Genomic DNA, 16,575 nt, shown 5'->3' with positions numbered 1-16,575 from the left:
GCCCAGCGCGTTTCCGGGGGTCGGAACGGCGGGTGGCGAAACCTGGTTGGAGCGTCAGGCGGGGTCGCTGATGTCCGCGACGACAGCGCGCAGCGCACCTGTGAGGGCGTCTGCGTCCACGAAGGCGCTGTAGCCGTGCGCGCCGGCTCCCATCGAGATCCTCCGCCCCGTGATGGTGGCGTCCGCGTATACCGGCCACGCGTTGGTGCTGCCCAGCGGGGTGATGGTGCCGCGTTCGTAGCCTGTTGCATCCAGCGCCACTTCCGCCGCCGGCAGGGAGAGCTTGTTGACGCCCACGAGGTTCCGGAGCTTCGGCCAGGAGATCTGGCGGTCACCGGGGATCAGGGCGAACAGGAACGAGCCGTCCTTGTGCTTGACCACCAAGGACTTCACGATGTCCGCGGGCGTGATGCCCAGGATGCCCGCCGCCTCCGCCAGGCTTTTAGCCTGCGGCCTTTCCACCACGTCCACCTGAAGCCCGCGGGCGGCGGCGTCGGCAAGGAACCTCTCCCTGCCGGCGCCGCCAGGGGCAACGATGGAGGCGTCGTCCGCCATCAGTCGCGGTACAGCAGGAGCGCTTCGCCCTGCCCGCCGCCGCCGCACAGGGACACCGCGGCTTTGCCCGTACCGCGCCGCTTGAGCTCGTGTGCAGCGTGGGTGGCCAGCCGGGCCCCGGATGCGCCGATCGGGTGTCCCAAAGCGATGGCGCCGCCGTGGATGTTGCACTTCTCGAGGGGGTAGTCCAGGTCCTGCAGGGACTGCACAGCGACGGATCCGAACGCTTCGTTGATCTCGATGAAGTCCAGGTCCGCGGTAGTCCAGCCGGCCCGGCCAAGGGCGTTCATGATGGCATTGGACGGCTGCGAGTGCAGGGAATTGTCCGGCCCGGCCACTTGCCCCGGCTTGCCCACCACTGCCAGGTACTCCAGCCCGTTTTCCTCGGCAAAGGCGCGGGAGGCAAGGACCAGGGCAGCGGCGCCGTCGGACAGGGGAGAGGAGTTGCCGGCCGTGATGGTGCCGTCAGTAACGAAGGCGGCGCGCAGCCCGGCCAGGGACTCAACGGAGGCGTTGGGACGCACCCCCTCGTCAGTGGACACTACGAGCGGATCTCCCTTGCGCTGCTTCACGCTGAGGGGCACGATCTCGTCGTCGAATGTTCCGTTTTTGGCTGCCAGCGCCGCGCGCTGGTGCGACTGGGCGGCCACGTTGTCCTGCGACGTCCTGTCGATGCCCAGGGCAAGGTTCCGGGTTTCGGTGGACAGGCCCATCGACTGGCCGTCAAAGGCGTCGGTGAGCCCATCGTGTGCAGCTGCGTCCAACGCCTGGATGGAACCGTAGGTCCACCCCTGCCGGGACCCTGGAAGCAGGTGCGGTGCCCGGGTCATGGACTCCTGTCCGCCGGCCACCACCACGGATACCTCCCCGCCGCGGATCATCCGCGCGGCGTCTATCACCGCAGTCAATCCTGAGAGGCAAACCTTGTTTACGGTCACAGCAGGGACATTCCACCCGATGCCGGCGGCGATGGAACTCTGCCGTGCCGGGTTCTGCCCCGCCCCTGCCTGAAGGACCTGTCCCATGATGACCGCCTCCACCTGGCCGGCGTCCACGCCGCTGGCCGCCAGTGCTGCCCTGATGGCGTGGGCGCCGAGGTCCACGGCCGTAAAGCTTGCCAGCTGGCCGTTGATCCGGCCCGTCGGCGTACGAACTGCTGCGAGGATGACAACGTCAGTGTTGTCTGCGGAGTTGCCCATGTTTATCTCTCCCAATTTGATCCGCTGTAGGCCACCAAGGCTATCGTGACGCGGCTCACCTAACTATCCCAACGTCCGCGCCGCCAGGTGCATTCCGGGCGGGGCGGGGATTCCGTGGGCGGCGCCGGGGTGAGTCAGTGAAACCGGTGCTTGCAATCGCGCCGGATGTGGGGTAGACATGTAGGTTATTTTGCCGTATCGTAGATATTTGCGTCTTCCCTGTTTACCTTCAGCCTTCATATAGCGGTGGGCTTTCGCCTGGCAGCTGGCAATCAACGTGCCGTCAACAACGTCACAGCATGGTCAGCACCGGCCCCGGGTCATATAGCGGAACCGGATGGTAGCACTGCGGAGTCATTCTGCAGGGTGCACAGCGGGGGAGATCTGAAAACGCCTGAAGGTCTGTGGAAGGATCCCTCTTGGTCGCCTCGAGCACCTCTAATAACGAAACCGCTAACACCGCCGACAGCACTGATGGTGCCACTCGCCGGCTCTCATTCGCAAAGATTCACGAACCTCTTGACGTTCCGAATCTGCTTGCCCTCCAGACTGACAGCTTCGACTGGCTGGTTGGAAACGAACGCTGGCAGGCGCGCGTAGCGAAGGCTGTCGAAGAAAACGATCTTAGCGTCGCCACCACGTCCGGACTCTCGGACATCTTCGAAGAGATCTCCCCGATTGAGGACTTCCAGGGCACCATGTCCCTGAGCTTCTCCGATCCGGAGTTCGCTGACCCCAAATACACCATGGCCGAGTGCAAGGACCGGGACGCAACGTACTCGGCACCGCTGTACGTCAAGGCCGAGTTCATGAACAACAACACGGGCGAAATCAAGCAGCAGACCGTGTTCATGGGCGACTTCCCGCTGATGACCGAGAAGGGCACCTTCGTGGTCAACGGCACCGAGCGTGTCGTCGTCTCCCAGCTGGTCCGTTCCCCGGGCGCCTACTTCGAGCGTGCCGCCGACAAGACCAGCGACAAGGACATCTTCACCGCGAAGATCATCCCGTCCCGCGGCGCCTGGTTCGAGCTCGAAATCGACAAGCGCGACCAGGTGGGCGTTCGCCTCGACCGCAAGCGCAAGCAGTCCGTCACTGTCCTGCTGAAGGCCCTCGGCTGGACCGAAGGCCAGATCCTCGAAGAGTTCGGCCAGTACGACTCCATGCGGGCAACCCTGGAGAAGGACGCCACCGAAACCCGCGAAGACGCGTTGCTGGACATCTACCGGAAGCTGCGCCCGGGCGAGCCGCCCACCGTCGAGGCTGCCCAGTCCCTGCTGGACAACCTGTACTTCAACTCCAAGCGCTACGATCTGGCCAAGGTTGGCCGCTACAAGATCAACCGCAAGCTTGGCATCGACCGCTCCCTTGGCGACAAGGAAGCTTCGGTCCTGCATGTTGACGACATCGTTGCCATGATCAAGTTCCTCGTTGCGCTGCACGCCGGCGAGAAGACCATCAAGGGCACCCGCGACGGCCAGGAAGTGGACCTGCGCGTCGAAATCGACGACATCGACCACTTCGGCAACCGCCGCATCCGCGCCGTCGGCGAGCTCATCGAGAACCAGGTCCGCACCGGCCTGTCCCGCATGGAGCGCGTTGTCCGCGAGCGTATGACCACCCAGGACGTCGAGGCCATTACGCCGCAGACCCTGATCAACATCCGCCCCGTGGTCGCAGCGATCAAGGAGTTCTTCGGAACTTCCCAGCTGTCCCAGTTCATGGACCAGAACAACCCGCTCTCGGGCCTGACCCACAAGCGCCGCCTGTCGGCCCTTGGCCCCGGTGGTCTGTCCCGTGACCGCGCCGGCATGGAAGTCCGTGACGTGCACCCGTCCCACTACGGACGCATGTGCCCCATCGAAACCCCTGAAGGCCCGAACATTGGTCTGATCGGTTCGCTGGCATCCTATGGACGCATCAACCCGTTCGGCTTCATCGAGACGCCGTACCGCCTGGTCAAGAACGGCGTCGTTTCCGACGACGTCCAGTACCTGACGGCCGACGACGAGGCTGAGGTGCTGATCGCCCAGGCCAACGCGCCGCTGGACGAGAACAAGAAGTTCGCCGAGGACACCGTCCTGGTCCGTGCCCGTGGTGGTGGAGGCGAGCCTGTCCTGGTTCCCGCCGAGGACGTCGAGTTCATGGACGTCTCCCCGCGCCAGATGGTGTCCGTGGCTACCGCCCTGATCCCGTTCCTCGAGCATGACGATGCAAACCGCGCACTCATGGGTGCCAACATGCAGCGCCAGGCTGTGCCGCTGGTCCGTTCCGAGGCTCCGTTCGTGGGCACCGGCATGGAGCGCGCCGCAGCTGTCGACGCCGGCGATGTCACCATCGCGAAGAAGGCCGGTGTGGTGACCGAGGTCTCCGCTGAGCTGGTCATCATGCTCAATGATGACGGCACGGAAACCAACTACCGCATCAACAAATTTGCCCGCTCCAACCAGGGCAACTGCTACAACAACCGGGTCCTGGTGAACGAAGGCCAGCGCCTGGAAGTTGGCGGCATCATCGCCGACGGCCCGGCAACGGACCAGGGCGAGCTCGCCCTGGGCAAGAACCTGCTCGTGGCATTCATGTCATGGGAAGGCCACAACTTCGAGGACGCCATCATCCTCTCGCAGCGCATTGTTGCCGAGGACGTTCTTTCCTCCATCCACATCGAGGAGCACGAGATCGATGCCCGCGACACCAAGCTTGGTGCCGAGGAAATCACCCGTGACATCCCCAACGTGTCCGAGGAAGTCCTGGCGGGCCTGGACGAGCGCGGCATCATCCACATCGGTGCCGAGGTTGAAGCCGGCGACATCCTGGTTGGAAAGGTCACCCCGAAGGGTGAAACCGAGCTGACCCCGGAAGAGCGCCTGCTGCGCGCCATCTTCGGTGAGAAATCCCGCGAAGTCCGTGACACCTCCCTGAAGGTGCCCCACGGCGAGTCCGGCACTGTCATCGGCGTGCGCGTCTTCGACCGCGACAACGACGACGAGCTGCCCCCGGGCGTGAACCAGCTGGTCCGCGTTTACGTGGCCGCAAAGCGCAAGATCACCGACGGCGACAAGCTCGCCGGCCGCCACGGCAACAAGGGCGTTATCTCCAAGATCCTCCCGATCGAGGACATGCCCTTCCTTGCCGACGGCACCCCTGTTGATATCGTCCTGAACCCGCTGGGTGTCCCGGGCCGTATGAACGTGGGCCAGGTGCTCGAAACTCACCTCGGCTGGGTCGCCAAGACCGGCTGGAAGATCGAAGGCGAGCCCGAGTGGGTCAAGCAGTTGCCGAACCTGCCGCGCGAGAGTGGCCAGACCACTGTTGCAACGCCGGTGTTCGATGGCGCCCGTGAAGAGGAAATCACGGGCCTGCTGGATTCCACCAACGTGACCCGCGACGGCCAGCGCCTGATCGACTCCTCCGGCAAGACCCGTCTGTTCGACGGCCGCTCCGGCGAGCCGTTCCCGGATCCGATCTCGGTCGGCTACATGTACATCCTGAAGCTCCACCACCTGGTGGACGACAAGATCCACGCGCGCTCCACCGGCCCGTACTCCATGATCACGCAGCAGCCGCTGGGTGGTAAGGCACAGTTCGGTGGCCAGCGCTTCGGTGAAATGGAAGTGTGGGCGCTCGAAGCTTACGGCGCCGCCTACACGCTCCAGGAGCTCCTCACGATCAAGTCTGACGACATCCATGGTCGCGTGAAGGTCTACGAAGCCATCGTCAAGGGCGAGAACATCCCCGAGCCGGGCGTTCCCGAGTCCTTCAAGGTCTTGATCAAGGAAATGCAGTCGCTGTGCCTGAACGTGGAAGTCCTCTCCACGGACGGAACCACAATTGAAATGCGTGACTCTGATGACGCAGTCTTCACCGCTGCGGAGGAACTGGGCATCGATCTGTCTCGTGCAGAGCCCAGTTCGGTAGAAGAGGTTTAGCAGGGGACTTGCGGCGGCGGGTTCGCACCCGTCGTCGTAAGTCACCTCCCTCTTCCCGTAACCCAAGACTTCAGAATTTAGAGAACAAGAGAGAACAGGGACCATATGTCCAGCGAATCCTCCTTCGGCCTCATGCAAATCGGCCTCGCAACCGCGGAAGACATCCGCGGCTGGTCTTACGGCGAGGTTAAGAAGCCGGAAACCATCAACTACCGCACCCTCAAGCCCGAGAAGGACGGACTCTTCTGCGAGAAGATCTTCGGCCCGTCCCGGGACTGGGAGTGCTACTGCGGCAAGTACAAGCGCGTGCGCTTCAAGGGCATCATCTGTGAGCGTTGTGGCGTTGAAGTCACCCGTGCCAAGGTCCGCCGTGAACGCATGGGCCACATCGAACTGGCCGCGCCGGTCACGCACATCTGGTACTTCAAGGGTGTTCCCTCCCGTTTGGGCTACCTCCTTGACCTGGCACCGAAGGACCTCGAAAAGGTCATCTACTTCGCTGCCTACATGATCACCAGCGTCGACGAAGCTGCCCGCCACGAGGAACTGCCCAACCTGCAGGTTGAGCACGACATCGAGAAGAAGCAGCTCATTGACAACCGCGACTCCGACATCGCGGCGATCGCCCGTGACCTCGAAGGCGAAATTGCCCGCCTCGAGGGTGAAGGCGCGAAGGCTGCCGACAAGAAGAAGGCACGCGACTCCGCCGACCGCCAGATGGCCAACGTGCGCAAGCGCGCCGACGCCGACATCGAGCGCCTCGAGCAGGTCTGGGACCGCTTCAAGAACCTCAAGGTCGCAGACCTCGAAGGTGACGAAGGCCTGTACCGCGAGCTGCGCGACCGCTACGGCATGTACTTCGAAGGCTCCATGGGTGCCGAAGCCATCAAGAAGCGTCTTGAAAGCTTCGACATGCAGGCCGAGTCGGACCTGCTGCGCGACATCATCGCCAACGGCAAGGGCCAGCGCAAGACCCGTGCCCTCAAGCGCCTGAAGGTGGTCAACGCGTTCCTGACCACCAACAACAGCCCGCTTGGCATGGTCCTCGACGCCGTCCCGGTGATCCCGCCGGAACTGCGCCCCATGGTCCAGCTGGATGGTGGCCGCTTCGCGACCTCCGACCTCAACGACCTGTACCGCCGCGTGATCAACCGCAACAACCGCCTCAAGCGGCTGCTTGACCTGGGTGCTCCGGAGATCATCGTCAACAACGAGAAGCGCATGCTTCAGGAAGCTGTTGACAGCCTCTTCGACAACGGCCGCCGCGGCCGTCCGGTCACCGGGCCGGGCAACCGTCCGCTGAAGTCCCTGAGCGACATGCTCAAAGGCAAGCAGGGCCGTTTCCGCCAGAACCTCCTCGGCAAGCGCGTCGACTACTCCGGCCGTTCGGTCATCGTCGTCGGTCCGCAGCTGAAGCTGCACCAGTGCGGCCTGCCCAAGCAGATGGCCCTGGAGCTCTTCAAGCCGTTCGTGATGAAGCGCCTGGTTGACCTCAACCACGCCCAGAACATCAAGTCGGCCAAGCGCATGGTGGAACGCTACCGTCCGCAGGTTTGGGACGTGCTGGAAGAGATCATCACCGAACACCCGGTGCTGCTCAACCGTGCACCCACCCTGCACCGCCTCGGCATCCAGGCATTCGAGCCCCAGCTTGTTGAAGGCAAGGCAATCCAGCTCCACCCGCTGGTTTGTGGCGCCTTCAACGCGGACTTCGACGGCGACCAGATGGCAGTCCACCTGCCGCTGAGCCCCGAGGCCCAGGCTGAAGCCCGCATCCTGATGCTGTCCTCCAACAACATCCTGAAGCCCTCCGACGGACGCCCGGTCACCCTGCCTTCGCAGGATATGATCATCGGCCTCTACCACCTGACCACCAAGCGTGCCGGTTCAGCTGGTGAAGGCCGCGTCTTCGGGTCGGTTGCGGAAGCCATCATGGCGTTCGACGCCCGCGAGCTGCACCTGAACTCGCAGGTTAAGATCCGCCTTGAGGGCTTCGTGCCCTACGCTGGCTGGGAAGCCCCGGAAGGCTGGGAGCAGGGTCAGCCCGCACTCGTCCAGACCTCCCTGGGCCAGGTTCTCTTCAACGAGACCCTGCCCGAGGACTACCCCTGGGTTGAGGCCGTTGCCGACAAGGGCGAGCTGTCCCGCATCGTCAACGACCTCGCCGAGCGCTACCCGAAGGTTGTCACCGCAGCAACGCTGGACAACCTGAAGGATGCCGGTTTCTACTGGGCCACCCGTTCAGGCGTTACCGTCGCCATCTCCGACATCGAGGTTCCGGCCGCGAAGCCGCAGATCCTCGCCGGTTACGAGGAGCGGGCTGCCAAGATCCAGGGCCAGTACGACAAGGGCCTGATTGACGACGACGAGCGTCGCCAGGAACTGATCGAGATTTGGAACAAGGCAACCAACGAGATCGCCCAGGCAATGCGCGACAGCCTGTCGCCGATGAACACCATCAACCGCATGGTGTCCTCCGGTGCGCGTGGTAACTGGATGCAGGTCCGCCAGATCGCGGGTATCCGTGGCCTGGTGGCCAACCCGAAGGGTGAAATTATTCCCCGTCCCATCAAGTCCTCCTACCGCGAGGGCCTGTCGGTTCTGGAATACTTCATCGCCACGCACGGCGCCCGTAAGGGTCTGGCTGACACCGCCCTGCGTACCGCCAACTCGGGTTACCTGACCCGCCGCCTGGTGGACGTCTCGCAGGACGTCATCGTCCGCGAAGAGGACTGCGGCACCGAGCGTGGCCTGGTCACGCCCATCGCCGTCGCCGACTCCAACGGTGAACTGGTGCTGGACGAGAACGTCGAGAACAGCGCCTACGCACGTACGCTGGCTGTCGACGTCGTGGACTCCGAGGGCAACGTCCTCGCAGCCGCCGGCACCGACTGCGGTGACGTTGTCATTGCCGAGCTGTTCGCAGCAGGCATCACCGAGGTCAAGGTCCGCTCCGTACTCACCTGTGAGTCCAGCGTCGGCACCTGCGCCCTGTGCTACGGCCGCTCGCTGGCCACCGGCAAGACCGTGGACATCGGCGAGGCCGTGGGCATCATCGCCGCGCAGTCCATCGGCGAGCCCGGTACCCAGCTGACCATGCGTACGTTCCACACCGGTGGTGCAGTTTCCGCCAGCGGCGGCGACGACATCACTCAGGGTCTGCCCCGTATCCAGGAGCTCTTCGAAGCCCGTACTCCGAAGGGTGTTGCACCGATTGCAGAAGCAGCCGGCCGCATCGCCATCGAAGAGTCCGAGCGCCAGATGCGCCTGGTCATCACTCCCGATGACGGAACTGAAGAGATCGCCTACCCGGTCCTGCGCCGTTCACGCCTGCTGATCGAAGATGGCGACCACGTCACCGTCGGCCAGAAGCTGATCAACGGACCGGTGGATCCCAAGCAGGTCCTGCGCATCATGGGTCCGCGTGCGGCACAGAAGTTCCTGGTGGACGAGGTCCAGGGCGTGTACCGCAGCCAGGGCATCGGTATCCACGACAAGCACGTCGAGGTTATCGTCCGCCAGATGCTGCGCCGCGTCACGGTCATCGAGTCCGGCGAATCGGACCTGCTGCCTGGCGAGCTCGCCGAGCGCAGCCGCTTCGAGGACGCCAACCGCCGTGTTGTCTCCGAGGGCAAGGCGCCGGCTTCCGGACGTCCTGAGCTCATGGGCATCACCAAGGCGTCCCTGGCCACCGAGTCCTGGCTGTCCGCAGCTTCCTTCCAGGAGACCACCCGCGTCCTGACGCAGGCGGCCATGGAAGGCAAGAGCGATCCGCTGCTCGGCCTCAAGGAGAACGTCATCATCGGCAAGCTGATCCCGGCCGGCACGGGCCTCCCGCGCTACACCGAGGTCACCGTTGAGCCCACTGAAGAAGCAAAGGCCAACCTGTTTACCGGCCCCAGCGCATTCAGTGACTTCTCGTACGACACCCTGGGCGGCGACGGAGCTCCTGAGTTCCACGCCATCCCGCTGGATGACTACGACCTGGGCAACGACTTCCGCTAAAGGCAGTCAGCGTTCCTGAAAGGCCCCGTCTCAACCTGCTCCACGGCAGGGGGAGGCGGGGCCTTTCGTATACACCCGATTAAGGCTCAGGATCGAGCCGTGCTAGAATTTTGGTAATTGTTCTGTGTGGCAGTGGATGAAGGCCGCCGCAGCATCATTTTGGTTTTGTTCTCATGATGCTGGGTGTGAGCTTGTTTCCGGGTTGCGGGCTAGGTGCGCAACGAATGCCACTCTTTTGCACGCCTCGGCACGATTCGAGACACCAAGGCTGCAGGGACAACGCCAAAACCGACGCAGTGACGGCTGACGCCTGAATGTTCCGGTCGAGATCAAACCAACGGAGAACACGAGAGTGCCTACGATTAACCAGCTGGTCCGCAAGGGCCGCACGCCTAAGGTCTCCAAGACCAAGGCCCCCGCGCTTAAGGGCAGCCCGATGCGCCGCGGTGTTTGCACCCGCGTTTACACCACCACCCCGAAGAAGCCGAACTCGGCTCTGCGCAAGGTGGCACGTGTGCGCCTCAACGGCGGCGTCGAAGTAACGGCCTACATCCCCGGTGTGGGACACAACCTGCAGGAGCACTCCATTGTGCTCGTTCGCGGCGGTCGTGTGAAGGACCTCCCGGGTGTCCGTTACAAGATCGTCCGCGGCGCCCTCGATACCCAGGGTGTCAAGAACCGTAAGCAGGCCCGCAGCCGCTACGGCGCAAAGATGGAGAAGAAGTAATATGCCTCGCAAGGGTCCGGCCCCCAAGCGGCCGCTCGTACTAGATCCCGTTTACGGCTCCCCGCTGGTCACCCAGCTCATCAACAAGGTGCTCGTTGACGGCAAGAAGTCCACGGCAGAGCGCATCGTCTACGGTGCCCTCGAAGGCGCACGCGCCAAGTCCGGCGGCGACCCCGTAGCAGCCCTCAAGAAGGCCATGGACAACGTCAAGCCTTCCCTCGAGGTCCGCTCACGCCGCGTCGGCGGCGCCACCTACCAGGTTCCGGTTGAGGTCAAGCCGGGCCGCTCCACCGCACTCGCCCTGCGCTGGCTGGTTGGCTACTCCAAGGCCCGCCGCGAAAAGACGATGACCGAGCGCCTCCAGAACGAAATCCTGGATGCCTCAAACGGTCTCGGTGCCGCTGTGAAGCGTCGCGAAGACACCCACAAGATGGCCGAGTCCAACAAGGCCTTCGCACACTACCGCTGGTAATACTTCCCGTACGCCGCCGGCCCTTCCAGGCCGGCGGCGAACGTGTAGTCCATCCGAAAGGGAGACACCGTGGCACAGGACGTGCTTACCGACCTTAGTAAGGTCCGCAACATCGGCATCATGGCCCACATTGATGCCGGCAAGACCACCACCACCGAGCGCATCCTGTTCTACACGGGTGTGAACCACAAGATCGGCGAAACGCACGACGGCGCTTCGACCACTGACTGGATGGAACAGGAAAAGGAACGCGGCATCACCATCACGTCTGCCGCCGTGACCTGCTTCTGGGAGAACAACCAGATCAACATCATCGACACCCCCGGCCACGTTGACTTCACCGTTGAGGTTGAGCGCTCCCTGCGCGTCCTCGACGGTGCCGTCGCCGTCTTCGATGGCAAGGAAGGCGTTGAGCCGCAGTCTGAAACCGTTTGGCGCCAGGCTGACAAGTACAACGTTCCGCGCATCTGCTTCGTCAACAAGATGGACAAGCTCGGTGCCGACTTCTACTTCACCGTAGACACCATCATCAGCCGCCTGGGCGCCAAGCCGCTCGTTATGCAGCTGCCCATCGGTGCCGAGAACGACTTCATCGGCGTCGTGGACCTGCTCTACATGCGCGCACTGGTGTGGCCCGGCGATGCCAAGGGTGACGTCACCATGGGTGCCAAGTACGAGATCCGCGAGATCCCGGCTGACCTCCAGGAAAAGGCCGAAGAGTACCGCGCAAACCTCGTTGAGACGGTTGCGGAGTCCTCCGAGGAACTCATGGAGAAGTACCTCGAGGGTGAAGAAATCTCGATCGACGAGCTCAAGGCCGGCATCCGCAAGATGACGATCAACTCCGAGCTCTACCCGATCTTCTGCGGTTCCGCCTTCAAGAACCGCGGCGTTCAGCCCATGCTCGATGCAGTCGTGGACTACCTGCCGAACCCGCTCGACGTCCCCCCGATGGTCGGCCACGATCCTCGCGACGAAGAGAAGGAACTGACCCGCAAGCCTTCCTCTGAAGAGCCGTTCTCCGCACTGGCCTTCAAGATTGCTGCGCACCCGTTCTTCGGCCAGCTCACCTTCATCCGCGTGTACTCCGGTCACGTGGAAGCAGGCGCCCAGGTGGTCAACTCCACCAAGGGCAAGAAGGAGCGCATCGGCAAGCTGTTCCAGATGCACGCCAACAAGGAAATGCCTGTTGAGGGCGCTACCGCCGGCCACATCTACGCAGCCATCGGTCTGAAGGACACCACCACGGGTGACACCCTGTGTGATTCCAGCAACCAGATCGTCCTTGAGTCCATGAGCTTCCCGGAGCCCGTGATCTCGGTTGCCATCGAGCCGAACACCAAGGGTGACCAGGAGAAGCTCTCCACGGCCATCCAGAAGCTCTCCGCTGAGGACCCCACCTTCCAGGTGTCCCTCAACGAAGACACCGGTCAGACCATCATCGCCGGCATGGGCGAGCTCCACCTGGACATCCTGGTGGACCGCATGCGCCGCGAATTCAAGGTCGAGGCAAACGTGGGCAAGCCCCAGGTTGCCTACCGCGAAACCATCAAGCGCGCCGTCGAACGCCACGACTACACGCACAAGAAGCAGACCGGTGGTTCGGGTCAGTTCGCAAAGATCCAGATCGCGATCGAGCCGCTGGACACCGCCGAGGGCGAGCTGTACGAGTTCGAGAACAAGGTCACCGGTGGCCGCGTTCCCCGCGAGTACATCCCGTCTGTTGACGCTGGTATCCAGGACGCGCTGAACGACGGCGTCCTCGCCGGCTACCCGGTTGTGGGCATCAAGGCCACACTGGTTGACGGCGCGTACCACGATGTTGACTCGTCCGAAATGGCGTTCAAGATCGCCGGCCGTATGGCTTTCAAGGAAGCCGCACGCAAGGCAAACCCGGTTCTGCTCGAACCGCTGATGGATGTAGAGGTCCGCACCCCTGAGGAATACATGGGTGAAGTTATCGGTGACCTCAACTCCCGCCGTGGCCAGATGCAGTCCATGGAGGATGCACAGGGCGTCAAGGTCATCCGTGCGCACGTTCCGCTGTCCGGCATGTTCGGCTACATCGGTGACCTGCGTTCGAAGACCCAGGGCCGTGCTGTGTACTCCATGACGTTCAACAGCTACGCCGAGGTCCCGAAGGCAGTTGCCGACGAGATCATCCAGAAGACCCGCGGCGAATAGTCTCCGGACTTTCGCAGCGAACAAACTCGGGTGTGCTTCCGGTTGACGGAGGCCCGCCTGGTGCAGGTGGCCGGTACGGCCGGATTCATCCGGACAAGCCGGATTCCGGCCATCTGCGCGAACAGGCTCTAGGGACTAGTATTAGTTCCTGAATCTGCAATTTCAGTAATCCAAAGCCCCCCAAGTAGACTTACCTGAGTTTCTGCCGCTACAAGAGCGGCAGAAGGGTATGTCATTTGAAAACGTTCTAGGAGGAACCTGTGGCAAAGGCAAAGTTCGAGCGGACTAAGCCGCACGTTAACATCGGCACCATTGGTCACGTTGACCACGGTAAGACGACGTTGACGGCCGCCATTTCCAAGGTGCTGTACGACAAGTACCCGACTCTCAACGAGAAGCGTGACTTCGCGTCGATCGACTCTGCTCCCGAAGAGCGTCAGCGCGGCATTACCATCAACATCTCCCACGTTGAGTACCAGACCGAGAAGCGCCACTACGCACACGTAGACGCCCCCGGTCACGCTGACTACATCAAGAACATGATCACCGGTGCTGCCCAGATGGACGGTGCAATCCTCGTGGTTGCCGCCACTGACGGCCCGATGGCCCAGACCCGCGAGCACGTTCTGCTCGCCCGCCAGGTTGGTGTTCCCTACCTGCTGGTCGCACTGAACAAGTCCGACATGGTTGACGATGAGGAACTGCTGGACCTCGTTGAAATGGAAGTTCGTGAGCTCCTCAGCTCGCAGGGCTTCGATGGCGACGAAGCACCGGTTGTCCGCGTTTCCGGCCTGAAGGCATTGGAAGGCGACCCGGAGTGGGTCAAGTCCGTTGAGGACCTGATGGCCGCTGTGGACGAGTCTGTTCCGGACCCCGTACGTGACCGTGACAAGCCGTTCCTCATGCCTATCGAGGACGTCTTCACCATCACCGGCCGTGGCACCGTTGTTACGGGCCGCGCCGAGCGTGGAACCCTCGCCATCAACTCCGAGGTCGAGATCGTCGGCATCCGCCCGGTCCAGAAGACCACGGTTACCGGTATCGAGATGTTCCACAAGCAGCTCGACGAAGCATGGGCCGGCGAGAACTGTGGCCTCCTGCTCCGCGGTCTGAAGCGCGATGACGTAGAGCGTGGCCAGGTTGTCGTCAAGCCGGGTTCCATCACCCCGCACACCGACTTCGAGGCAAACGTCTACATCCTCTCCAAGGACGAAGGCGGACGTCACAACCCGTTCTACTCCAACTACCGCCCGCAGTTCTACTTCCGTACCACGGACGTAACCGGCGTCATTACCCTGCCCGAGGGCACGGAAATGGTTATGCCTGGCGACAACACTGAGATGACCGTTGCGCTCATCCAGCCCATCGCTATGGAAGAGGGCCTCGGCTTCGCAATCCGCGAAGGCGGCCGCACCGTTGGTTCAGGACGCGTTACCAAGATCAACAAGTAATTCCGGTTGAACTGAAGAACAGCCCCGCTGCTACAGCAGCGGGGCTGTTCTTTTTGGTTAACCCTTCCCTGATACTGTTGCTTGACCGAAAGGAGCTCATTATGGGATGGCTTATTTTTCTGATCATCGCGGTGGCCGTGGTGGCAGGTGTCTTCTGGGCCAAAAAGCACTTCCGCCGCGAGATTGACCGCGCCAAGCGGATCAACCGGGCGAACAAAAACCAGTAACGGCTTTCGGCGGCAGGGCTTAGCCTGCCGCGGCTTTCCTTGCCTTAATCAGGGCCTGGTACCAGTAGAAGGACTGCTTGGGCGTACGCTCCAGTGTTTCAAAGTCCACGTGCACCAGGCCGAAGCGCTGTGAGTAGCCTGCTGCCCATTCAAAGTTGTCCATTAGGGTCCATACGTAGTAGCCGCGCAGGTCCACGCCCGACGCCATCCCTCCGGGTGAGGTGGCGTCCAGCGCAGCCCGCAGGTGGGAAGCGATGTAGTTCACCCGTTCCTCGTCCAGGACGGGACCGGTGACACGCTCAGGTTCGGGGAAGCTCGCTCCACCTTCGGTGATGTAGACCGGCGGGAGCGCGTCACCGTACCGGTCCTGCAGTTCCTTGAGCAGGACACCCAAATGTTCAGGTGCCACGGGCCAGCCGAATCCGGTGCTGTCGTACTCTGGATAGCCCACCTCATGGAAGGGCAGCCGGGCAACTGCCTTGTGCGTATTGGCCGGTATGGGCGTCACGCCGCGGCCGATGGCAACCTTCACCGGGTAGTAGTAGTTCAGGCCGTAGAAATCGAGCGGCTGGTGGATGGTCCGCAGGTCGGCGTCGGAAAGCTTGCCAATGGAGCGCAGCCACGGCCTGGCATACAGCGGAAGGTTGGGGTAGCGGCCCAGCAGCACGGGATCAGCGTAGATGCGGTTCATCAGCAGGTCGTACATCGTTGCCACCAGCCTGTCACCAACGTTCCGGCTGGCTGGCCGGACCGGTGAGTGGAGGTTGGTAACGCCAACATCTCCCTTGACCCCGGCAGCCCGTAAAGCCTGTGCGCCCAGACCGTGGGCCAGGAGTTGGTGGTGGATGGCAGGCAGGGCATCGAACATGAGTGTTTTGCCGGGCGCGTGGACGCCCAGGGCGTACCCGTTCAGGGTCACCGACAACGGCTCGTTCAGCGTGACCCACTGCGCCACGCGGTCGCCGTAGCGTTCGCCGGCGGCGGCGGCATACTCGCCAAACCGCTCGGCTGTCTCACGGTTCATCCAGCCGCCGCGCTGTTCCAGCGGCAGAGGGGTGTCCCAGTGATAGAGGGTGGCCATGGGGGAGATGCCGGCAGCGAGCAGCTGGTCGATCAGCCGGTCATAAAAGTCCAGCCCCTCGGGATTCAGGCCTCCGCGCCCGTCCGGCTGGATGCGCGGCCAGGAGATTGAGAAGCGGTAGGAGTCCACGCCCAGTTCCTGCAGCAGGGCAAGGTCCTCCGGCAGGCGGTTGTAGTGGTCGCAGGCCACAGCGGGGGAGTGCCCGTCCATGATGCTGCCGGGCTTCTCCGCGAAGGCGTCCCACCCCGAAGGACCCCTGCCCCCTTGAGCCAGGGCTCCCTCTATTTGGAAGGCTGCGGCTGCGACGCCCAGCATGAACGACGGCGGCATGCGGCTGGCCAGTTCAGTCACGGATTCGGTGCTCTCCAGCGTCATGTCCCTATCATCCAATCGGTTGTTGCCGTTGGCAATGACCCCGGAGCGGGGGAGGCAAAGGGCCGATTCGCTTCTGGCGCCGGAATCCGGCATACTAGATGAGTTGTTCAAGCGCTCTTTCGCGTCCCGATCCGGATAATGCCGGGTGTCAGGGTCCAGGGAAGAGCCCAAACATAACCCACTTCCCAAGGAACTGCGGACGAGTACGCGCGGACAGCGCGACACGCCCGACCGCGGGGGTCGGTTGCGCCGGCAGGTTGAGGAACCCGGATTCATCCGGATTCAGCTTGTGCGGCGGGTGGTAGTTACGACTTCAAATGCTTCGGCAGCCGCACAACAGGTAAGTGAACAGGGCAGCCCTAATCAGGGG

At 62.9% G+C, this 16,575-nt stretch carries 10 protein-coding genes; 7 read left to right on the top strand and 3 right to left on the bottom strand.

The window, feature by feature from the left end; genetic code table 11:
• Positions 1 to 54 precede the first annotated feature (54 nt).
• Together AC5RTE_RS13940 and AC5RTE_RS13935 are read right to left on the bottom strand one after the other, a co-directional pair.
• A complete protein-coding gene (locus AC5RTE_RS13940; protein WP_494041968.1) occupies positions 55 to 555 on the bottom strand; it encodes an aminoacyl-tRNA deacylase in 501 nt (166 codons plus the stop codon).
• Positions 555 to 1,754, bottom strand: a complete 1,200-nt coding sequence (locus AC5RTE_RS13935; protein WP_494041967.1) for an acetyl-CoA C-acetyltransferase — start codon at positions 1,752 to 1,754, stop codon at positions 555 to 557. The genes AC5RTE_RS13940 and AC5RTE_RS13935 overlap by 1 nt, the downstream gene beginning before the upstream one ends.
• A 419-nt stretch (positions 1,755 to 2,173) precedes the next feature.
• Between AC5RTE_RS13935 and rpoB the strand changes: the two genes are divergently transcribed.
• The 7 genes from rpoB to AC5RTE_RS13900 all read left to right on the top strand — a co-directional run bounded on the left by rpoB (position 2,174) and on the right by AC5RTE_RS13900 (position 14,749).
• Positions 2,174 to 5,683, top strand: coding sequence for a DNA-directed RNA polymerase subunit beta (rpoB, locus tag AC5RTE_RS13930; protein ID WP_494041966.1), 3,510 nt, complete (start codon positions 2,174 to 2,176; stop codon positions 5,681 to 5,683).
• 105 nt (positions 5,684 to 5,788) lie between these two features.
• Positions 5,789 to 9,688 carry a DNA-directed RNA polymerase subunit beta' gene (locus tag AC5RTE_RS13925; protein ID WP_494041965.1) on the top strand — a complete coding sequence of 1,300 codons (3,900 nt, stop codon included), beginning with the start codon at positions 5,789 to 5,791 and terminating at the stop codon, positions 9,686 to 9,688.
• Positions 9,689 to 10,040: 352 nt separating this feature from the next.
• The gene (gene rpsL, locus AC5RTE_RS13920) at positions 10,041 to 10,415 is read left to right on the top strand and encodes a 30S ribosomal protein S12 (protein ID WP_009358312.1); all 375 of its coding nucleotides are present in this window, start codon (positions 10,041 to 10,043) and stop codon (positions 10,413 to 10,415) included.
• A 1-nt stretch (position 10,416) separates the two neighbouring features.
• Positions 10,417 to 10,887 (top strand): 30S ribosomal protein S7, encoded by a 471-nt coding sequence (gene rpsG, locus AC5RTE_RS13915; RefSeq protein ID WP_026531948.1) that lies wholly within the window; start codon positions 10,417 to 10,419, stop codon positions 10,885 to 10,887.
• A gap of 69 nt (positions 10,888 to 10,956) precedes the next feature.
• Positions 10,957 to 13,071 (top strand): elongation factor G, encoded by a 2,115-nt coding sequence (gene fusA / locus AC5RTE_RS13910; protein WP_494041964.1) that lies wholly within the window; start codon positions 10,957 to 10,959, stop codon positions 13,069 to 13,071.
• A gap of 260 nt (positions 13,072 to 13,331) precedes the next feature.
• Positions 13,332 to 14,522, top strand: a complete 1,191-nt coding sequence (tuf, locus tag AC5RTE_RS13905) for an elongation factor Tu (protein WP_163161890.1) — start codon at positions 13,332 to 13,334, stop codon at positions 14,520 to 14,522.
• Between the two features lie 101 nt (positions 14,523 to 14,623).
• Complete coding sequence (locus AC5RTE_RS13900) at positions 14,624 to 14,749, top strand: hypothetical protein (protein WP_494041963.1); 126 nt, start codon at positions 14,624 to 14,626, stop codon at positions 14,747 to 14,749.
• A 19-nt stretch (positions 14,750 to 14,768) separates the two neighbouring features.
• Here AC5RTE_RS13900 and AC5RTE_RS13895 read toward each other — a convergent pair whose 3' ends face one another.
• Positions 14,769 to 16,205 carry a GH1 family beta-glucosidase gene (locus AC5RTE_RS13895; protein ID WP_494041962.1) on the bottom strand — a complete coding sequence of 479 codons (1,437 nt, stop codon included), beginning with the start codon at positions 16,203 to 16,205 and terminating at the stop codon, positions 14,769 to 14,771.
• Positions 16,206 to 16,575: the final 370 nt, after the last annotated feature.

It is taken from the genome of Arthrobacter sp. K41 (genome assembly GCF_059089645.1).
This window is presented reverse-complemented; position numbering and strand designations above follow the sequence as displayed.